The following is a 14389-nucleotide window of genomic DNA, read 5'->3' on the forward strand; positions in this document are numbered from 1 at the left end:
ACTCCTAAGCCACTTCTCGCAGCGCGGTCGTATCAATGCTCAAGGATACCCGTTTGCCCGCCGCATGCAGATCTGCCGCCGACCGATTGAGCACATCCACCACCAACGCCACGCCGCGCACCTCGACACGGTAACGGATGACGTTGCCCAGCAGGCTGTGCCCGCAGATCACTGCGTCCAGCTCACCCTCGCTGCCCAGGCTGATGGCCTCCGGTCGGATGGCCAGGCGGCTGTTGATCGGGCGCTGCAGCAAGCGGCTGGCGGCGTCCGCATCCAGCAGGTTGTAGTTGCCGATGAAACCTGCGGCGAACACGTCGACGGGCGCGGTGTAGAGCGTCTCGGCATCACCACTCTGGACGATGCGACCCTGGTTCATCAGGAAGATCCGGTCTGACATCGTCAGCGCTTCTTCCTGATCATGGGTGACGAAAATGGTGGTCAGGCCCAACTCGCGCTGGATCGCGCGGATCTGCTCGCGCAGGTGCTTGCGGATGCGCGCATCCAGCGCCGACAGTGGCTCGTCGAGCAGCAGCAGGCGCGGGCGGGTGACCAGCGAGCGGGCCAAGGCCACCCGCTGGCACTGGCCACCCGACAACTGATGCGGGTAGCGGCTGGCGAAGCTGCCCAGTTCGACCAGGTCCAGTACCTCGCGCACGCGCTGGCGGCTGTCGTCGGCTGGCACCTTCTGCATGCGCAAGCCGAAGGCGACGTTCTGCTCGACGCTCATGTTGGGAAACAGGGCGTAACTCTGGAACACCATGCCGATACCGCGCTTCTGCGGGCTGACCGGCACCAGGTTCTGGCCATCGAGCAGAATGCGGCCGCCATCGACCGGGGTCAGCCCGGCGATGCAGCGCAACAGGGTGGACTTGCCGCAGCCCGAGGGCCCGAGCAGGGTCACGAACTCGCCTTGGGCGATTTCGCAGTTGATGTCGTCGAACACGGTGCTGCTGGCGTAGCGCTTGTGCAGGTTCTGTACGCTGACGAAGCTCATTTCAGGTCTTGTCCTTGTTCAGGCGATTGGCAACCCAGGTCATGGCCAGCACGAAGGCGAAGTAGGAGATCACCAGCGCGCTGTTGAAGTGGCCGCTGCTGTTGCGCATGTTGTTCAGGTACACCTGCAAGGTTTCGTAGCGGGTGCCCACCAGCAGGTTGGCGAACACGAACTCGCCGAACAGGAACGAGAACGACAGCAGCAGTGCCACCATCAGGCCTTTGCGCAGGTTCGGCAGCACCACCAGAAACGCCGCTTGCCAGGTGCTGGCGCCGAGCAGTTGAGCCGCGTCCATCAGGTCGCGCAGGTTGATGGCCTGCAGGTTGTTGGTGATGGCGCGGTACATGAAGGGCAGGGCAATGGTGAAGTAGCAGCCGATGAGGATCCACGGCGTGCCGACCATGGCCATCGGGCCGTCGCCATACAGCTGCAGCAGGCCCACCGACGACACCACCGGCGGCACCGCGAAGGGCAGCAGAATCAGCACGTTCATCAGCGCGTCCAGCCGCGGGAAGTGGTAATGCACCACGAACAGCAACGGCAGGATCAGCACCACCGACAGCAGCAGAGCCCCCACGCACACCAGCAGCGACTGGCCGAACGCTGCCAGAAAGCGCGGCTCGCTCCACAGCGCCACGTACCATTTCAGGGTCAGGCCACTGGGCAGCAGGCTTGCCGACCAGCTGGTAGACAGCGAATAGAGCAAGGTGCCGGCCAGCGGCAGCAGCAATACGGCGAACAGCAGGTACACCACCACGCGGTGGTACAGCCCGCCCTTGGCGGATTCAGCGGGCATGGTAGCTCCTTCTCAACAGCCACTGGTGGGCCACGGTGACGACGGTCATCAGGCCCACCAGGACCATGGCCAAGGCGCTGGCAAGGTTCGGGTCAAGGCTGATATCGCCGGCTACCAGCGCGGCGATGCGGATCGGCAACACGTTGAAATTGCCTGTGGTCAGCGCATACACCGTGGCATAAGCGCCCAGGGCGTTGGCCAGCAGGATGACGAAGGTGCCGAGCAGGGCCGGGGTCAGCACCGGCAGGCCAATATGCCGCCAGTAGTCCCAGCCGTTGGCGCCGAGCAGCGCCGCCGACTCGCGCCAGTCTTCGCGCAGGGCATCGAAGGCCGGGTACAGCAGCAGTACGCCCAGCGGAATCTGGAAGTAGGTGTACACCAGAATGAGCCCGGCCTTGGAATAGATGCTGAAGTCATCCAGCACGCCTATCTGCTTGAGCAGCAGGGTCAGCGCGCCGTTGAAGCCGAGCAGGATGATGAAGGCAAACGCCAGCGGCACACCGGAAAAGTTGCTGGTCATGTTGGCGAAGGCGCTGACGAAGTCGCGCAGGCGCGAATCCACCTGGCGCAACGAATACGCGCCCAGCACGGCAACGATGATGCCGAACAGGCTCGACCAGAAGCTGATTTCCAGGCTGCGCTGCAAGGCCTGCAGGTAGAACTTCGAGCTGAACACCTTGATGAAATTGTCCAGCCCCCAACCGGCTTCGCTCTGCAGGCTGTTGATGGCCACCCAGGCCAGCGGCGCGATCTGGAAAACGATGAAGAACACTGCGAAGGGCAGCAGGCAGAGCAGTGCGAGGTAGCGCCCCTTGGGCCGGGCGCTCACCGCAGCAATTCCCGGCACACGGTCTTGTCGTGTGCGGCGCCGAGCAGTTCGCAGAGTGTGCCGCACAGCTGGGTTTGCAGCGGCTTGGCATTGGGGTCGAGGCTGAAGGCTGCACCGAAGACGAACAACGGCACCTCACGCTCTTCGGTGAGAAGGCCGTTGTGCGAACGGTCGTTGTTCATGCCGTGATCGGCAGTGACCAGCACCTGATAGCCCTCTTCGAGCCAGCGTGGCAGATAGTCGGCCAGAAGAATGTCCAGGCTGCGCGCGGCATTGCGGTACTGGCTGCTGTCCAGGCCATGATGATGGCCAGCATCGTCGATGCTCATGGGGTGTACCAGCAGGAAATTCGGTGCATGGCGACGGCGCAGGTACTCGGCGTCGGCGAGCAGATGGGAATCGGGGTAGTGGTCGACGAAGTAGAACAGGCCGTGCTGGATCGGCAGCTTTGGCGCGTGGGTATGGCGATCACGCTGAGGGTCGAACGGCGAGCGGTTGTACAGCTCGCTGATCCAGTGATAAGCCGCGGCAGCCGTGCCCAGGTTTGCCTCGCGGGCGTAGTGGAACACACTGCGTTGGTTGGACAGGCGATTGACCTGGTTGTGCACGATGCCGCTGTCGATGGGCGCCGTGCCGGTGAGAATGCACTCGTACAACGGGCGGGACAGCGACGGCAATTCGCATTGCAGACGGTACAGGGCCGCACGCTCGGCTTCGACATAGGCGTGCAGGTGGCCCATGGCATGCCGGGCCACCTGAAAATTGAGGCCGTCGAGCAGGACCAGGATGACGTTGTGCTTCATTCGGGGCTCCGAACCAGAAGAGGCGGGGGCGCCAGGCGCCCCCGGGCAGGGCGGGGTGTCACTCCATTTCGATGATGACCTGCTCTTGCCACTTCTGCGGCAGCGTTTTGGAGGTGCTCTCCCAGGCAATCGGGTCCTTGATCGGCTGGGCTGCACCGTACTGCTCGTTGGGCAGCAGCTTGGCCTTGGCTTCGTCCGACAGTTTCACATGCTCGGCGCGAATCGGGCGGGCGTGGCCCAGGGCCAGGTTGGTCTGCCCGGCATCGCTGAAGATATACTCGCGCGCCAGCTTGGCCGCGTTGGGGTTCTTTGCGTACTTGTTGATGATGGTGGTGTAGCCGGAGGTGATCGAGCCGTCCGAAGGAATCAGCACTTCAAAGCGCTTGGGATCTATCTGATCGCGGTAGCTCAGGCCGTTGAAGTCCCATACCACGCCGACTTCCACCTCACCTTTCTCGAGGGTCTGAATGGTCGGGTTGGCCAGCGACAGGCGTTTCTGCTGCGCCAGTTTGGTGAACAGCTGCAGGCCTGGCTCGACGTTGGCTTCGTTACCCTTGTAGGCGATGGCCGCAGCCAGTACGCCGTTGGCAGCCTGGGCGGCGGTGCCGACGTCACCGATGGCGACCTTGTACGTGCCTTTCTCAAGGTCATGCCAGGTCTTGGGGCGATCGCCTTCCTTGACCAGGTCCTTGTTGATGATGAACGCGATGGTGCCGGTATAGGCCAGGGCCCAGTGGCCGTCCTGGTCCTTGGCCCAGGTCGGGATCTGATCCCAGGTGCTTGGCTTGTACGGCTGGGTGACACCCTTGGCCACGGCGATGGGGCCGAAGGCGGCGCCGACGTCACCGATATCTGCGCTGGCATTGCTCTTCTCGGCATCGAACTTGGCGATCTCCTGGGCCGAGCTCATGTCAGTGTCACTGTGCTTGAGGCCGTATTTTCTGGCCAGGTCGTCCCAGGTGCCCTTCCAGTTGGCCCAGGCATCGGGCATGCCCACGCTATTGATCGCGCCTTCCTTGCGGGCGGCGTCTTCCAGGGATTTCAGGTCGGTGTCCGCGGCCATCGCCGAGGTGCACAGGGCAATGGTCGAGCCCAGTAGTGTGGCCATGAAAAACTGTTTCATCCGAAGCTCCTTTAAGGGATGCCATGCACTCAGTGGTGTAAAGGGAAAGCGTGCTTGCGAACAGGCTGGTCTAGGTCAGCAACTCTCGAGCCAAGGTAGGCCGCTTGCGTGACAGTTTGATGTAGCGAGCTGACAGGCCCGTGCACCTGAGGGCCTCTGGAGCTCAAGCGTAGACCACAACGCAGCGCCCGATGGCTGGGGGCGAGCGGTCGGAGTGTACGACTGTCACGGCTTGTTCATGGGCGCTGCCTAGGCTGGCGAGACCCTTCAGCGGCGCGTGGCGCCTGCTGGACTAGTCCAGAAAGGTAACCCGGATGCAATTATCAGTAGCACCGCGTGCGGTAACAGCCATCTGCCATGCCCTGCAGGAGCAGATCGAGCACGGCTTGCTGGCGCCCGGTGGCCAACTGCCGGCCGAGCGCAAGCTCAGCGAGGTGTTCGCCACCACGCGCATCACCCTGCGCGAAGCGCTGGTGCAACTGGAAGCCCGCGGCCTGATCTACCGCGAGGAACGACGTGGATGGTTCGTCTCGCCGCCGAGGCTGACCTACGACCTGATCGAGCGCAGCCACTTCCATGCCATGGTCTGCGGGCAAGGTCGCAGCCCGACCACCGAGCTGCTGTCGGCTTGCCTGCAACCGGCGTCGGCACTGATCTGCGCCCGGCTGCAGTTGCCAGCGCTGTCCAGCGTGGTGCAGATCTGCCGCTTGCGACGCATCGATGGGCGCGCGGTGCTGTACGCCGAGCACTACCTCAACCCGCAGTATTTTCCCGGCATCCTGGCGCTTGACCTGAACCAGTCGCTGACCCACCTGTACGCCAGTCAATACGGCATCCGTTATGGCCAGGTGGGTTTCGAGATCCTGCCCACGGCCTTGCCGGCGGCAGCGGCCAGCGCCCTGCGCGTCTCCAGCGGCAGTGCCGGCCTGCAGGTGCTGCGCAGCAACAGCGATCAGCACGGCCGGCTGATCGATTGCGACCTGGAGTACTGGCGCCACGACGCCATTCGCATCCGCGCCGATGTCACTCCGTGACCGGCTGCATCGGCTGGCCCCCGCCGGCCGTAACCACCTGCACAGACAGCCGCGGTGTGGCCAGGTCCAGGCCTTGCTCGTCGAGCTCGCGCTTGAGGGCCAGGTTGAACGCGCGCGACACTTCCCACTGCTTGATCGGCGCCGTCTTGAACCGCGCCCGCAGGATCGCCGCGCCCGACTCGAAACTCTCCACCCCCTGGAATTCCAGCGGCGACCAGATGTTGCGGCGCATCAGCGGGTCGTTGCGCATTTTCTGGCCCACTTCACGGATCAGCGTGATGGCTTCGTCGATGTGCATGTTGTGCGGGATGGCGATGCGGAAAATCGCATAGCCGAACTCGCGCGAGTAGTTCTTGATGCTCTTGATTTCGCTGAACGGAATCGTGTGCACGATGCCGTCGATGTCGCGCAGGCGCACGGTACGGATGGTCAAGCCTTCGACCGTCCCGAGGTGGCCGCCGACGTCGACGTAGTCGTCGATGGCCAACGAGTCCTCGATGATGATGAACAGCCCGGTGATCAGGTCGGCCACCAGCGACTGGGCACCGAAACCGATGGCCAGGCCGATCACACCGGCACCGGCCAGCAGCGGCGTGACGTTCATGCCCATGTTGGCCAGCGCCACGATCAGCGCAATGATCGCGATGGCCACGAACATCACGTTGCGTATCAGCGGCATCATGGTTTGCGCACGCGCGTTGGCCATGCCCCGCCGCGAGCGCACCAGGGCGTGGTGCACGGCCGTATCGGCCAGGATCCACACCAGCCAGGCCACGATCAAGGTCGTGGCCAGGCCCAGCAGGCGCATGCTGATGTCATGCCCCTCGCCGTCGGCGAAGCCGAGCATCGACAGGCCCCACACCCGCAGGCCCAGCTCGATGAAGAACAACCAGATGAACAGGTGCGCCAAGGCATAGCCGAAGTTGGTCAACCGCTCGGTATAGGCCGCCTGGCGCCTGGGGTTGAGCGCAACCTTCGCGGCGTGCCGGCGCACCAGGCCGTTGAGCACCATGCACACCACCACCAGCACCGTGCACACCAGCGATTGACGCAGGGCGGTGCTCGCATCGCCTACCGAGAAGAAGGTGGCGAACAGCGAAATGGCCACCAGCACCAGGGCAGGCAGGTACCAGAAGCTGCCGAGAATCTCGATGGTGTCGCTCAGGGTGCGGCGGGTCAGGCGTCGCGACAGCGGCTGGTTGCGGATCAGGTGGGCAATGGGCCGGCGGAAACGCAGGATGAACAGGCCCGTGCACAGCGCAGCCAGCACATTGGCAAAGGTGGCGATGGTATGCGCCAGGTGCACGCCGAGCGCGTCCGTCAGGCGGGGATCGCTCATGGCTTCGCCAAAGGCGGCGAAGCTGCCGATCAGCCACAGCGGGTTGAAGGCGCGATGACGCAGGATGTGCAACGCGCGGTGCCGGTGCGGGCCATCGAGCAGGGAAAAGGCGATGACGCAGATGGCTGAGAAGCAGGTGCCGATGACCAGTGCGTAGGCCAGTACCATGGCCAGCGATTTACCCAGGGAGGAGGGCAGCACGATGCTCAGGTAGACGGTGAAGATCAGCGCGACCAGCCAAGGCCCGAGCTTGCGCAGGGCAAAGCGCACGAGGTCCCAGGTGCGTGGGTGTTGCGGCAGCTCTTCGCTCAGGCCAAAGCGCAGGCGCACGCGGTGGCTGATCCAGTTGAAGGCGTAGGCCAGCAGGCTCCACAAGGCAATGACCGCCGCGAACCCGAAGAGAATGGCTGGCCATTGATGCACCGGTACCACGCGTTCCAGCAGTTCGGTCTTTGCCTGGTCGAGTTCTTCGGACCAGCGCTGGAATGGGCTGGCTTCGCCACTGAACTGGGCTTCGAAATCGTGCAGTGCGCCAGAGATCAGGCCCAGCACACCCTGTTCGACGCTGGGCTGCGACTTGCGCGTGGCGTCGCGCAGCTTTTTCAGGTCGGTGAGCAGCTTGGCACGCTGCTGGTCGTTCTCGAGGTTCTTGATCACCTCGTCCAACGACTTGCCCAGCGGCTCTGTGGCCTCAGGCTGCTGCGAACTGCTGCTGCCGGTGCCGAGAAGTCCCGGAAGGCCGGCAGCCTGGGCCGGAACGGCGAACAGCAAGATCAGCAGGGTCAGGCAACGCAGAAAAACTGGCACTGGAAGAAGAACCTCAGGACGAACGATTGCCCGAGTGTAGAGATTTTTCAGGCCAGTTTCTCGAGGATCTTCCAGCAGTGGCTGTGCCCCTCAGCTCAGAACGGTGCCGGGCACTGGAAGCTCAGGCGCTCGCCGCTCTGCGGGTGGGTGAAGCTGAGCATGCTGGCATGCAGGCACAGGCGTTCATGGGCCGCCAGGGCCTCAGGGTTGGCATACAGGCGATCGCCCAGCAGCGGATGGCCGATCGACAGCATGTGCACCCGCAACTGGTGCGAACGCCCGGTGATCGGGGTGAGCTCGACGCGGCAGTGATCGCCGCAGCGCTCGACGATGCGCCAGAAGGTCAGCGCATGCTTGCCTTGCTCATGGTCGACCACGTGACGGGGTTTGGTGGGCGGGTCATAGCGCAGGGGCAGATCGATGCTGCCACTGTCCAGTGCGGGTTGGCCCCAGCACAGCGCGGTGTAGGCCTTTTCGGTTTCGCGGTCATGGAACTGGCGAGACAGCTCGCGGTGGCTGTCGGCATCGCGGGCCAGCAGGATGATGCCGGAGGTCTCCCAATCCAGACGGTGCACGATCAGCGCGTCCGGGTAGCCGTTTTCCTGCAGGCGGGTGATCAGGCAATCCTTGTTGTCGTCGGCCCGGCCGGGCACCGACAAAAGCAGGGTCGGTTTGTTGATCACCAGGATGGCGGCGTCTTCATGCAGGATCTGGACGTTCGACAGCGGCATTGCGGGGGCTCTCGGCGGAGGCCTACGGGCGTTGGCAGGCGGGGCGGAAACGAAAGGGGAGCGGCGCTACGCCGTCCCGGTCAGTGCGCCACTATACCCGTTAACCGAGGGTGGCTCATGCCGGGACGGCGCAAGGCCGCTCCCCTTTTTTCGCTGGCTGAACAGGATTCAGTCAGTTTCGGGTGCTCGATCAGCGCTCGGGCAGGGTGATGTTCAATTCGAGAATCGAGCAGTTGCCCTGGTTTTCCAGTGCCACCTGAACATCGTCGTTACCGATGTTGACGTACTTGCGAATCACATCGAGCAGCTCTTGCTGCAAGGCTGGCAGGTAGTCCGGTGTGCTGCGCTGACCGCGCTCGTGCGCCACGATGATCTGTAGACGCTCTTTCGCTACCGACGCGCTGGTGGTTTTCTGCCTGCCACGAAAGAAGTCAAAAAGGTTCATGGTTTATTTGCTCCCGAAAATGCGCTCGAAGAATCCTTTCTTGGGCACGTCGACAAAGCGCAGCGGCCTTTCTTTGCCCAAGATGCGGTCGACCGTATCGCTGTAAGCCTGGCCTGCATCGCTCTGGTCGTCGAGAATCACCGGAACGCCTTGGTTCGACGCCTTGAGCACGGCTTGCGACTCAGGGATGACGCCCTTGAGCTTGATCGCCAGGATATCCAGCACGTCCTGAACGCTGAGCATTTCGCCGTCTTCGACACGCTGCGGGTTGTAGCGGGTGATCAGCAGGTGTTCGACCACTGGGTCCTCGCCTTTCTCGGCGCGCTGCGACTTGCTCGCCAACAGACCGAGGATGCGGTCGGAGTCACGCACCGAAGATACTTCCGGGTTGGTCACGACAATCGCTTCATCGGCAAAATACATGGCCAGGTGGGCGCCTTTCTCGATACCTGCGGGCGAGTCACACACCACGTAGTCGAAGGTCTCCTTCAACTCCATCAATACTTTTTCGACGCCTTCGGTGGTCAGGGCGTCCTTGTCGCGGGTCTGGCTTGCGGCGAGCACGAACAGGTTCTCGAGGCGCTTGTCCTTGATCAGTGCCTGTTGCAGGTTGGCTTCACCGTTGACCACGTTGACGAAGTCATACACTACGCGGCGTTCGCAGCCCATGATCAGGTCGAGGTTACGCAGACCGACGTCGAAGTCGACAATCACAGTCTTGAAGCCGCGCAGGGCGAGACCGGTACCGATGGCGGCGCTGGTGGTGGTCTTGCCCACGCCCCCTTTGCCGGAAGTCACTACAAGAATTTTGGCCAAGGTAGGTCACCCCTAGATAACGGGACCGAAGTCCCAGCAAATACACAAAAATGGCAACGGTATTAAAGTTGCTATAAAAAGAACTTCAGTAAAAATGGCGGCAAGTATCGATCAAAGACGGGTGATGTTCAACACATCTCCGGAAAGACTCACTTGAACACCCGAGCCCCACAATGGATCGCGGCGCAAGTCTTCGCAAACTTTGTACTGACCCGCAATGGAGACCATTTCGGCGGTCATCTGCTGGCAGAAGATACGCGCGCGGGTATTGCCTTTGATACCGGCCAGTGCTCGGCCACGCATGGCGCCGTACACATGGATATTGCCGTCGGCCAGCAGCTCCGCACCCGGGCTCACCGAGGTGGTGACCACCAGATCACCGCCCTGGGCATAGATCTGCTGGCCGCCACGTACGGGCGCCGTGATGATGCGCGTGGGCCGGATTTCCGGTTCCGCCACGATCACCGGTGCGGGTTCCGGCGGCTTCACTTCGGGCGCCGGCTCGATCGGCCGCTCGCGGGCCCCGGACGGCGGCAACACCGGCAGGTCGATGGCGATGGCGGCAGCAATGTCTTCGATCCGGCTGGCACGCAATGCCAGCGTGCGCAGGCCGTGGTGCCGGCAGATGCGCATCAGCGCCGGCAGATCGAGCGCACCGGCATTGGCGGGCAGCTTGTCCAGCGCCAGCACCAGGGGTGTGTTGCTGAAGAAATTGGGCGCCAGGGCCACTTTTGCTGCCAGTTGCCGGTCAAGTGCATCCAGGTCATTGCGCGCCAGCTCCAGCACGGTAATGGCCAGCATGCTGCCTTTAAGCTGGAAAGCGGCGGAGGTGTCGGGGGTCTGGTTCAGGCTCATGGTCTGCATAGACGGCTTGTTACGGAAAAAGTGCCCTGACTTATAGCGAGAAACCGCGATGGGCCGCAACCGGCGGTCAAAGGTTGTAGAATGCCCGGCCTTTGTCTGACCGGAAGTTGCAATGGATCGTCCGCGTTTTCGCACCGCTTTTTTCCACCCGCGGTTCTGGGCCTTGTGGCTGGGCCTGGGCGTGCTGTGGCTGATCGTACAGCTGCCGTATCGGCTGCTGCTGGGCATTGGCCGGGCGCTCGGTGCGGTGATGTATCGGGTGGCCGGTGAGCGCCGGCGCATTGCCGCGCGCAACCTCGAGCTGTGTTTTCCGAATCTTCCAGGCGACGAGCGGCAGCGCCTGCTCAAGGAAAACTTCGCCTCCACCGGCATCGCCTTCTTCGAAATGGCCATGAGCTGGTGGTGGCCCAAGGCGCGGCTGGCCCGCCTGGCCCATATCGAAGGGCTCGAACATCTGCAGGCCGCCCAGCGCGACGGCCAGGGCGCGATTCTCATGGCGGTGCACTTCACCACCCTGGAAGTCGGCGCCGCGCTGCTCGGCCAGGTCCACACCATCGACGGCATGTACCGTGAGCACGGCAACCCGGTGTTCGACTTCATCCAGCGCCGTGGCCGCGAACGGCACAACCTCGATTCCCTGGCGGTAGAGCGCGAAGATGTGCGCGGCATGCTCAGGCTGCTGCGCAGTGGCCGCGCCATCTGGTACGCGCCTGACCAGGACTATGGCACCAAGCAAAGCCTGTTCGTGCCACTGTTCGGCATTCCGGCCGCTACGGTCACGGCCACTACCAAGTTCGCCCGCCTGGGCAAAGCGCGGGTGATCCCGTTCACCCAGCGTCGCCTGGCTGACGGCAGTGGCTACCGCCTGGTCGTGCACCCACCGCTGGCCGACTTCCCTGGGGAAAGCGACGAGGCCGATTGCCTGCGCATCAACCAATGGGTCGAAGGCGTGCTGAGGGAATGCCCGGAGCAGTACCTCTGGGCGCACCGTCGCTTCAAGTCACGTCCCGAAGGCGCCGCGCCGCTGTATGCGAAGAGAAAACGCTAGTCGCAAGGGGCGCGCCGCGCCGGCCGAGCGCCGGGGCGACGTGCGCACCCCGACGTGGCCTGAGCCGCTGGCTGCGGCTTATTCGGCGATTTGCAGCTTGCGCGACTGGGTATAGACGTAGCGGACTTTCTCGTACTCGAAGGGTGAGTTGAGCTGCCCGTAACGGAAGTTGGTGTTGTAGCGCGCGTCGACCGCGCGCAGGGCGAAGATTTCCGGATGGCGACTGCTGGCTTCGGCCACATTGAGGTAGTTGATCGACTGATTGCCGGCGTAGTCGGCCACGCGCCCAGCGGTGTCGCGCAGGTTCGATGGGCCGAAGATCGGCAGCATGATGTACGGGCCATCGTGCACGCCGTAATAGCCCAGGGTCTGGCCGAAGTCCTCGTTCTGGCGCGGCAGGCCCATCTTGGTCGCCGGGTCCCACAAACCGCCCACACCGATGATGGTGTTGAACATCAACCGTGCGGTGATCTGCCCGGCGCGCTCGCCCTTGAGCTGCAGCACGCTGTTGAACAGGCTCGACACATCACCCAGGTTATTGAAGAAGTTGCTCACCCCGGTACGCACGAAGTGCGGCGTGATGTAGCGATAGCCGTCGACTGCCGGCAGCAGCACCCATTGGTCGAAGCGGTAGTTGAAGTGGTAGACGCGCCGGTTGAACGACTCGAGCGGGTCATACACGTTCAGCGCCGTCAGCGTGGAACGCTCGAACTCACGCTGGTTGAGCCCCGGGTTGAATTTCAGCTCGCTCAGCGGATTGAGAAAGCCGTCCGGGCCGGCATGCAGCTCGGCTTGCGGTGCACTTATCGGGTCCGCCTCGACCACGCTGGCGCGCGGTGCGACTTCGGCAGCCTGGGCATGGCCGGCCAGCAACAGGGCAGTGACGATCAGCAGTCGATTAACCACGGAAGAACTCCAGCATGGCGTCGCTGTTGACGCGGTAGTTGAGGTTGCCGCAATGGCCGCCGTGCGGATAGAGGGTCAGGCGGTCGCCGAAGACCTTGCGCAGGAAACCAATGTCGCCAGGGCCGAGGATCACGTCGTCGGCGTTATGCATGACGGCAATTTTCGGGCTGTTCTGCAGGTAGTCGGCCAGGGCGTACAGGCTCACCTGGTCGACCAGTTGCGGCAGGCTGTTGCCATCGCTGCGCGCGCGCCACATCGGGATCACCTGCTCGTTGAGGTAGCACTCGAAATCGCACTGCAGGGCACGTTTGAAGAACGGCGTCAGGCTGGTGCTTTCGGTGATCGGGAACTTGGGCGGGATGATCAGGCCGCGGCGGTTGATCAGGTCCGAGGTAAAGGTGATGTCGGCGGCCGAGAAGCGGAACGAGGTACCGATGAGCATCGCCATCTGCTCGTTGGACAAGTGCTGGCGCGACTGCTGGAAGTCGTACAGCAAGGCTTCGTTGAGGTCGACGTAGCCCTTTTCCTGGAAGTAGCGGGTGAGCTTTTCCAGCATCAGTTCATAGAAGGTGGTGCTGCGGTCGATGCCCTTGACGCGCGTCTGCACCAGCTTGTCCAGGTTGCTGACCGAGGTGTAGAGGTTCACGGGCGGGTTGAGCAGCAGCACTTTCTTGAAGTTGAAGCTGCGCCGGGTTTCGTCCAGACGGCTGACGAACGCTGCATCCAGTGCGCCGAGGCTGTAGCCGGTCAGGTTGAAGTCGGTCACCGGCAGGCGCGAATGCTGGGCACGGACCGCCTGCATTACGCGGTAGAGGTCTTCCGCATCTTCCTGACTGATACCGGGGGTGGCAAAGCGCGAGGCGGCGCTCATGAAGTCCCAGCTGGTGGGCGAGGACAGCTGCACCACGTGATAGCCGGCCTGGTAATAAAGCTTTTTCAGGTATTCGTTGATGCTGGAGTAGTACGGCGCTCCGGTGCCGGCAATGATGAAGATCAGCGGCGCGGCGTGGTCCTGACGGGCCAGGCGATAGTTGAGTTTCTTCACCGACCAGAAATTGTCGGGCAGCGTGAAGGCGCGCTCGGGGCGCATCGTCAGGCTGTAATCCTTCTGATTGATGTCCTCGTCGCTGGGCAGCGTAGGACGGTCCTCAGGCGGTGTAGTGGCGATGGTCGCCTCGAACGGGTTGGTCAGCGGAAAGCCGTAGCTGGCCGCGTCGATATCCCGCGCCGAGGCAGAAGCGGCCAGAAGCGAGCCGCACAGCGCGGCAGCAAGGCGCAATGATCGAAGCATCAAGGAGTTCCCCAGGAAAAGCAGCAAGACAGTACGTCAGTAGGACCGCAGCGTCTCGAGCAAAGTTGCCGGACGACGCAGCTGTTTATCGCCCCAGAGATTGCCGTGACGATCAATGGCGCGGCAAGGGCCAATTTGTTGCAACATAGCGTCTTACCGCTACGGCTGTCTGTAGCAAGTGTGTGAAGGGCGCTGGCTCCCTTCGGACCGTCTGAAAGCCCGGAGGGCCGCATGTCGCGTGGCATCGCTGTACTGAGTGGGATCATGGCGCTGGCACTGTTGCTGGCGGCGAGCTACGGGGTGCGTTATGCGCTGATGGAAGACGCGCAGTGGGTCGGGCTCTGCGCCGCTGCTGACGGCCCCTGGCAATGCGCGCTGCGCGGCGGGCTCGGCCTGATGATCCATTTCAAGGTACTGGCCTGGAGCGCCTTGGCCTGCGCGGTGGTGGCGCAGGTGCTGGCTGGGCGCAGCGGGCGGTTGCTGGCGGCACTGGGGTTGCTGCTGGGGGTGCCGGCACTGGTGCTGTACACCGCCAGCCTGGCGGTGTTCGCCGTGGTGCTGGC

At 63.2% G+C, this 14389-nt stretch carries 15 protein-coding genes; 3 read left to right on the top strand and 12 right to left on the bottom strand.

What is annotated here, in order from left to right; genetic code table 11:
- Positions 1-4: 4 nt before the first annotated feature.
- Genes RT028_RS12400 through RT028_RS12420 form a run of 5 tightly spaced genes read right to left on the bottom strand, consistent with a single transcriptional unit; the run spans position 5 to position 4545 of the window.
- Positions 5-994: an ABC transporter ATP-binding protein gene (locus RT028_RS12400; RefSeq protein ID WP_312935220.1), complete on the bottom strand. Its 990-nt coding sequence runs from the start codon at positions 992-994 to the stop codon at positions 5-7.
- A gap of 1 nt (position 995) precedes the next feature.
- Positions 996-1790, bottom strand: coding sequence for an ABC transporter permease (locus RT028_RS12405; protein ID WP_312935222.1), 795 nt, complete (start codon positions 1788-1790; stop codon positions 996-998).
- The gene (locus RT028_RS12410; RefSeq protein WP_312935223.1) at positions 1780-2619 is read right to left on the bottom strand and encodes an ABC transporter permease subunit; all 840 of its coding nucleotides are present in this window, start codon (positions 2617-2619) and stop codon (positions 1780-1782) included. Before RT028_RS12410 ends, RT028_RS12405 begins: the two co-directional genes overlap by 11 nt.
- Positions 2616-3422: an alkaline phosphatase family protein gene (locus RT028_RS12415; RefSeq protein ID WP_312935225.1), complete on the bottom strand. Its 807-nt coding sequence runs from the start codon at positions 3420-3422 to the stop codon at positions 2616-2618. The genes RT028_RS12410 and RT028_RS12415 overlap by 4 nt, the downstream gene beginning before the upstream one ends.
- 58 nt (positions 3423-3480) lie before the next feature.
- Positions 3481-4545, bottom strand: a complete 1065-nt coding sequence (locus RT028_RS12420; RefSeq protein ID WP_312935227.1) for an ABC transporter substrate-binding protein — start codon at positions 4543-4545, stop codon at positions 3481-3483.
- A 314-nt stretch (positions 4546-4859) separates the two neighbouring features.
- Here RT028_RS12420 and RT028_RS12425 point away from each other — a divergent pair, with 314 nt between their 5' ends.
- Entirely contained in the window at positions 4860-5579 is a 720-nt protein-coding gene (locus tag RT028_RS12425) for a UTRA domain-containing protein (RefSeq protein ID WP_312935229.1), read from the top strand.
- Here the strand turns inward: RT028_RS12425 and RT028_RS12430 are convergent.
- From RT028_RS12430 to minC, 5 genes are all read right to left on the bottom strand, one after another.
- On the bottom strand, positions 5569-7725 hold the full coding sequence (locus tag RT028_RS12430) for a mechanosensitive ion channel domain-containing protein (protein ID WP_312935230.1): 2157 nt from the start codon (positions 7723-7725) through the stop codon (positions 5569-5571). The two genes, RT028_RS12425 and RT028_RS12430, sit on opposite strands and share 11 nt — an antisense overlap.
- Before the next feature lie 95 nt (positions 7726-7820).
- Complete coding sequence (locus tag RT028_RS12435) at positions 7821-8456, bottom strand: RluA family pseudouridine synthase (RefSeq protein ID WP_312935231.1); 636 nt, start codon at positions 8454-8456, stop codon at positions 7821-7823.
- A gap of 190 nt (positions 8457-8646) precedes the next feature.
- Positions 8647-8901: a cell division topological specificity factor MinE gene (gene minE / locus RT028_RS12440; protein WP_312935233.1), complete on the bottom strand. Its 255-nt coding sequence runs from the start codon at positions 8899-8901 to the stop codon at positions 8647-8649.
- A 3-nt stretch (positions 8902-8904) separates the two neighbouring features.
- On the bottom strand, positions 8905-9717 hold the full coding sequence (gene minD / locus RT028_RS12445) for a septum site-determining protein MinD (RefSeq protein ID WP_312935235.1): 813 nt from the start codon (positions 9715-9717) through the stop codon (positions 8905-8907).
- Positions 9718-9828: 111 nt separating this feature from the next.
- Positions 9829-10581, bottom strand: a complete 753-nt coding sequence (minC, locus tag RT028_RS12450) for a septum site-determining protein MinC (protein ID WP_312935236.1) — start codon at positions 10579-10581, stop codon at positions 9829-9831.
- A 112-nt stretch (positions 10582-10693) separates the two neighbouring features.
- Between minC and RT028_RS12455 the strand changes: the two genes are divergently transcribed.
- A complete protein-coding gene (locus RT028_RS12455) occupies positions 10694-11629 on the top strand; it encodes a lipid A biosynthesis lauroyl acyltransferase (protein WP_312935237.1) in 936 nt (311 codons plus the stop codon).
- A 78-nt stretch (positions 11630-11707) separates the two neighbouring features.
- On the opposite strand, the gene RT028_RS12460 is transcribed toward RT028_RS12455, so the two are convergent.
- Positions 11708-12535, bottom strand: coding sequence for a VacJ family lipoprotein (locus RT028_RS12460; protein WP_312935239.1), 828 nt, complete (start codon positions 12533-12535; stop codon positions 11708-11710).
- On the bottom strand, positions 12528-13826 hold the full coding sequence (locus tag RT028_RS12465; RefSeq protein WP_312935241.1) for a serine/threonine protein kinase: 1299 nt from the start codon (positions 13824-13826) through the stop codon (positions 12528-12530). Before RT028_RS12465 ends, RT028_RS12460 begins: the two co-directional genes overlap by 8 nt.
- Positions 13827-14057: 231 nt before the next feature.
- On the opposite strand from RT028_RS12465, the gene RT028_RS12470 reads away from it, so the two are divergent.
- A partial coding sequence (locus RT028_RS12470) for a hypothetical protein (protein ID WP_312935243.1) occupies positions 14058-14389 on the top strand: 332 nt, incomplete at its 3' end.

This window comes from Pseudomonas sp. (assembly GCF_032058845.1).
In the GTDB taxonomy this organism is placed as follows: domain Bacteria; phylum Pseudomonadota; class Gammaproteobacteria; order Pseudomonadales; family Pseudomonadaceae; genus Aquipseudomonas.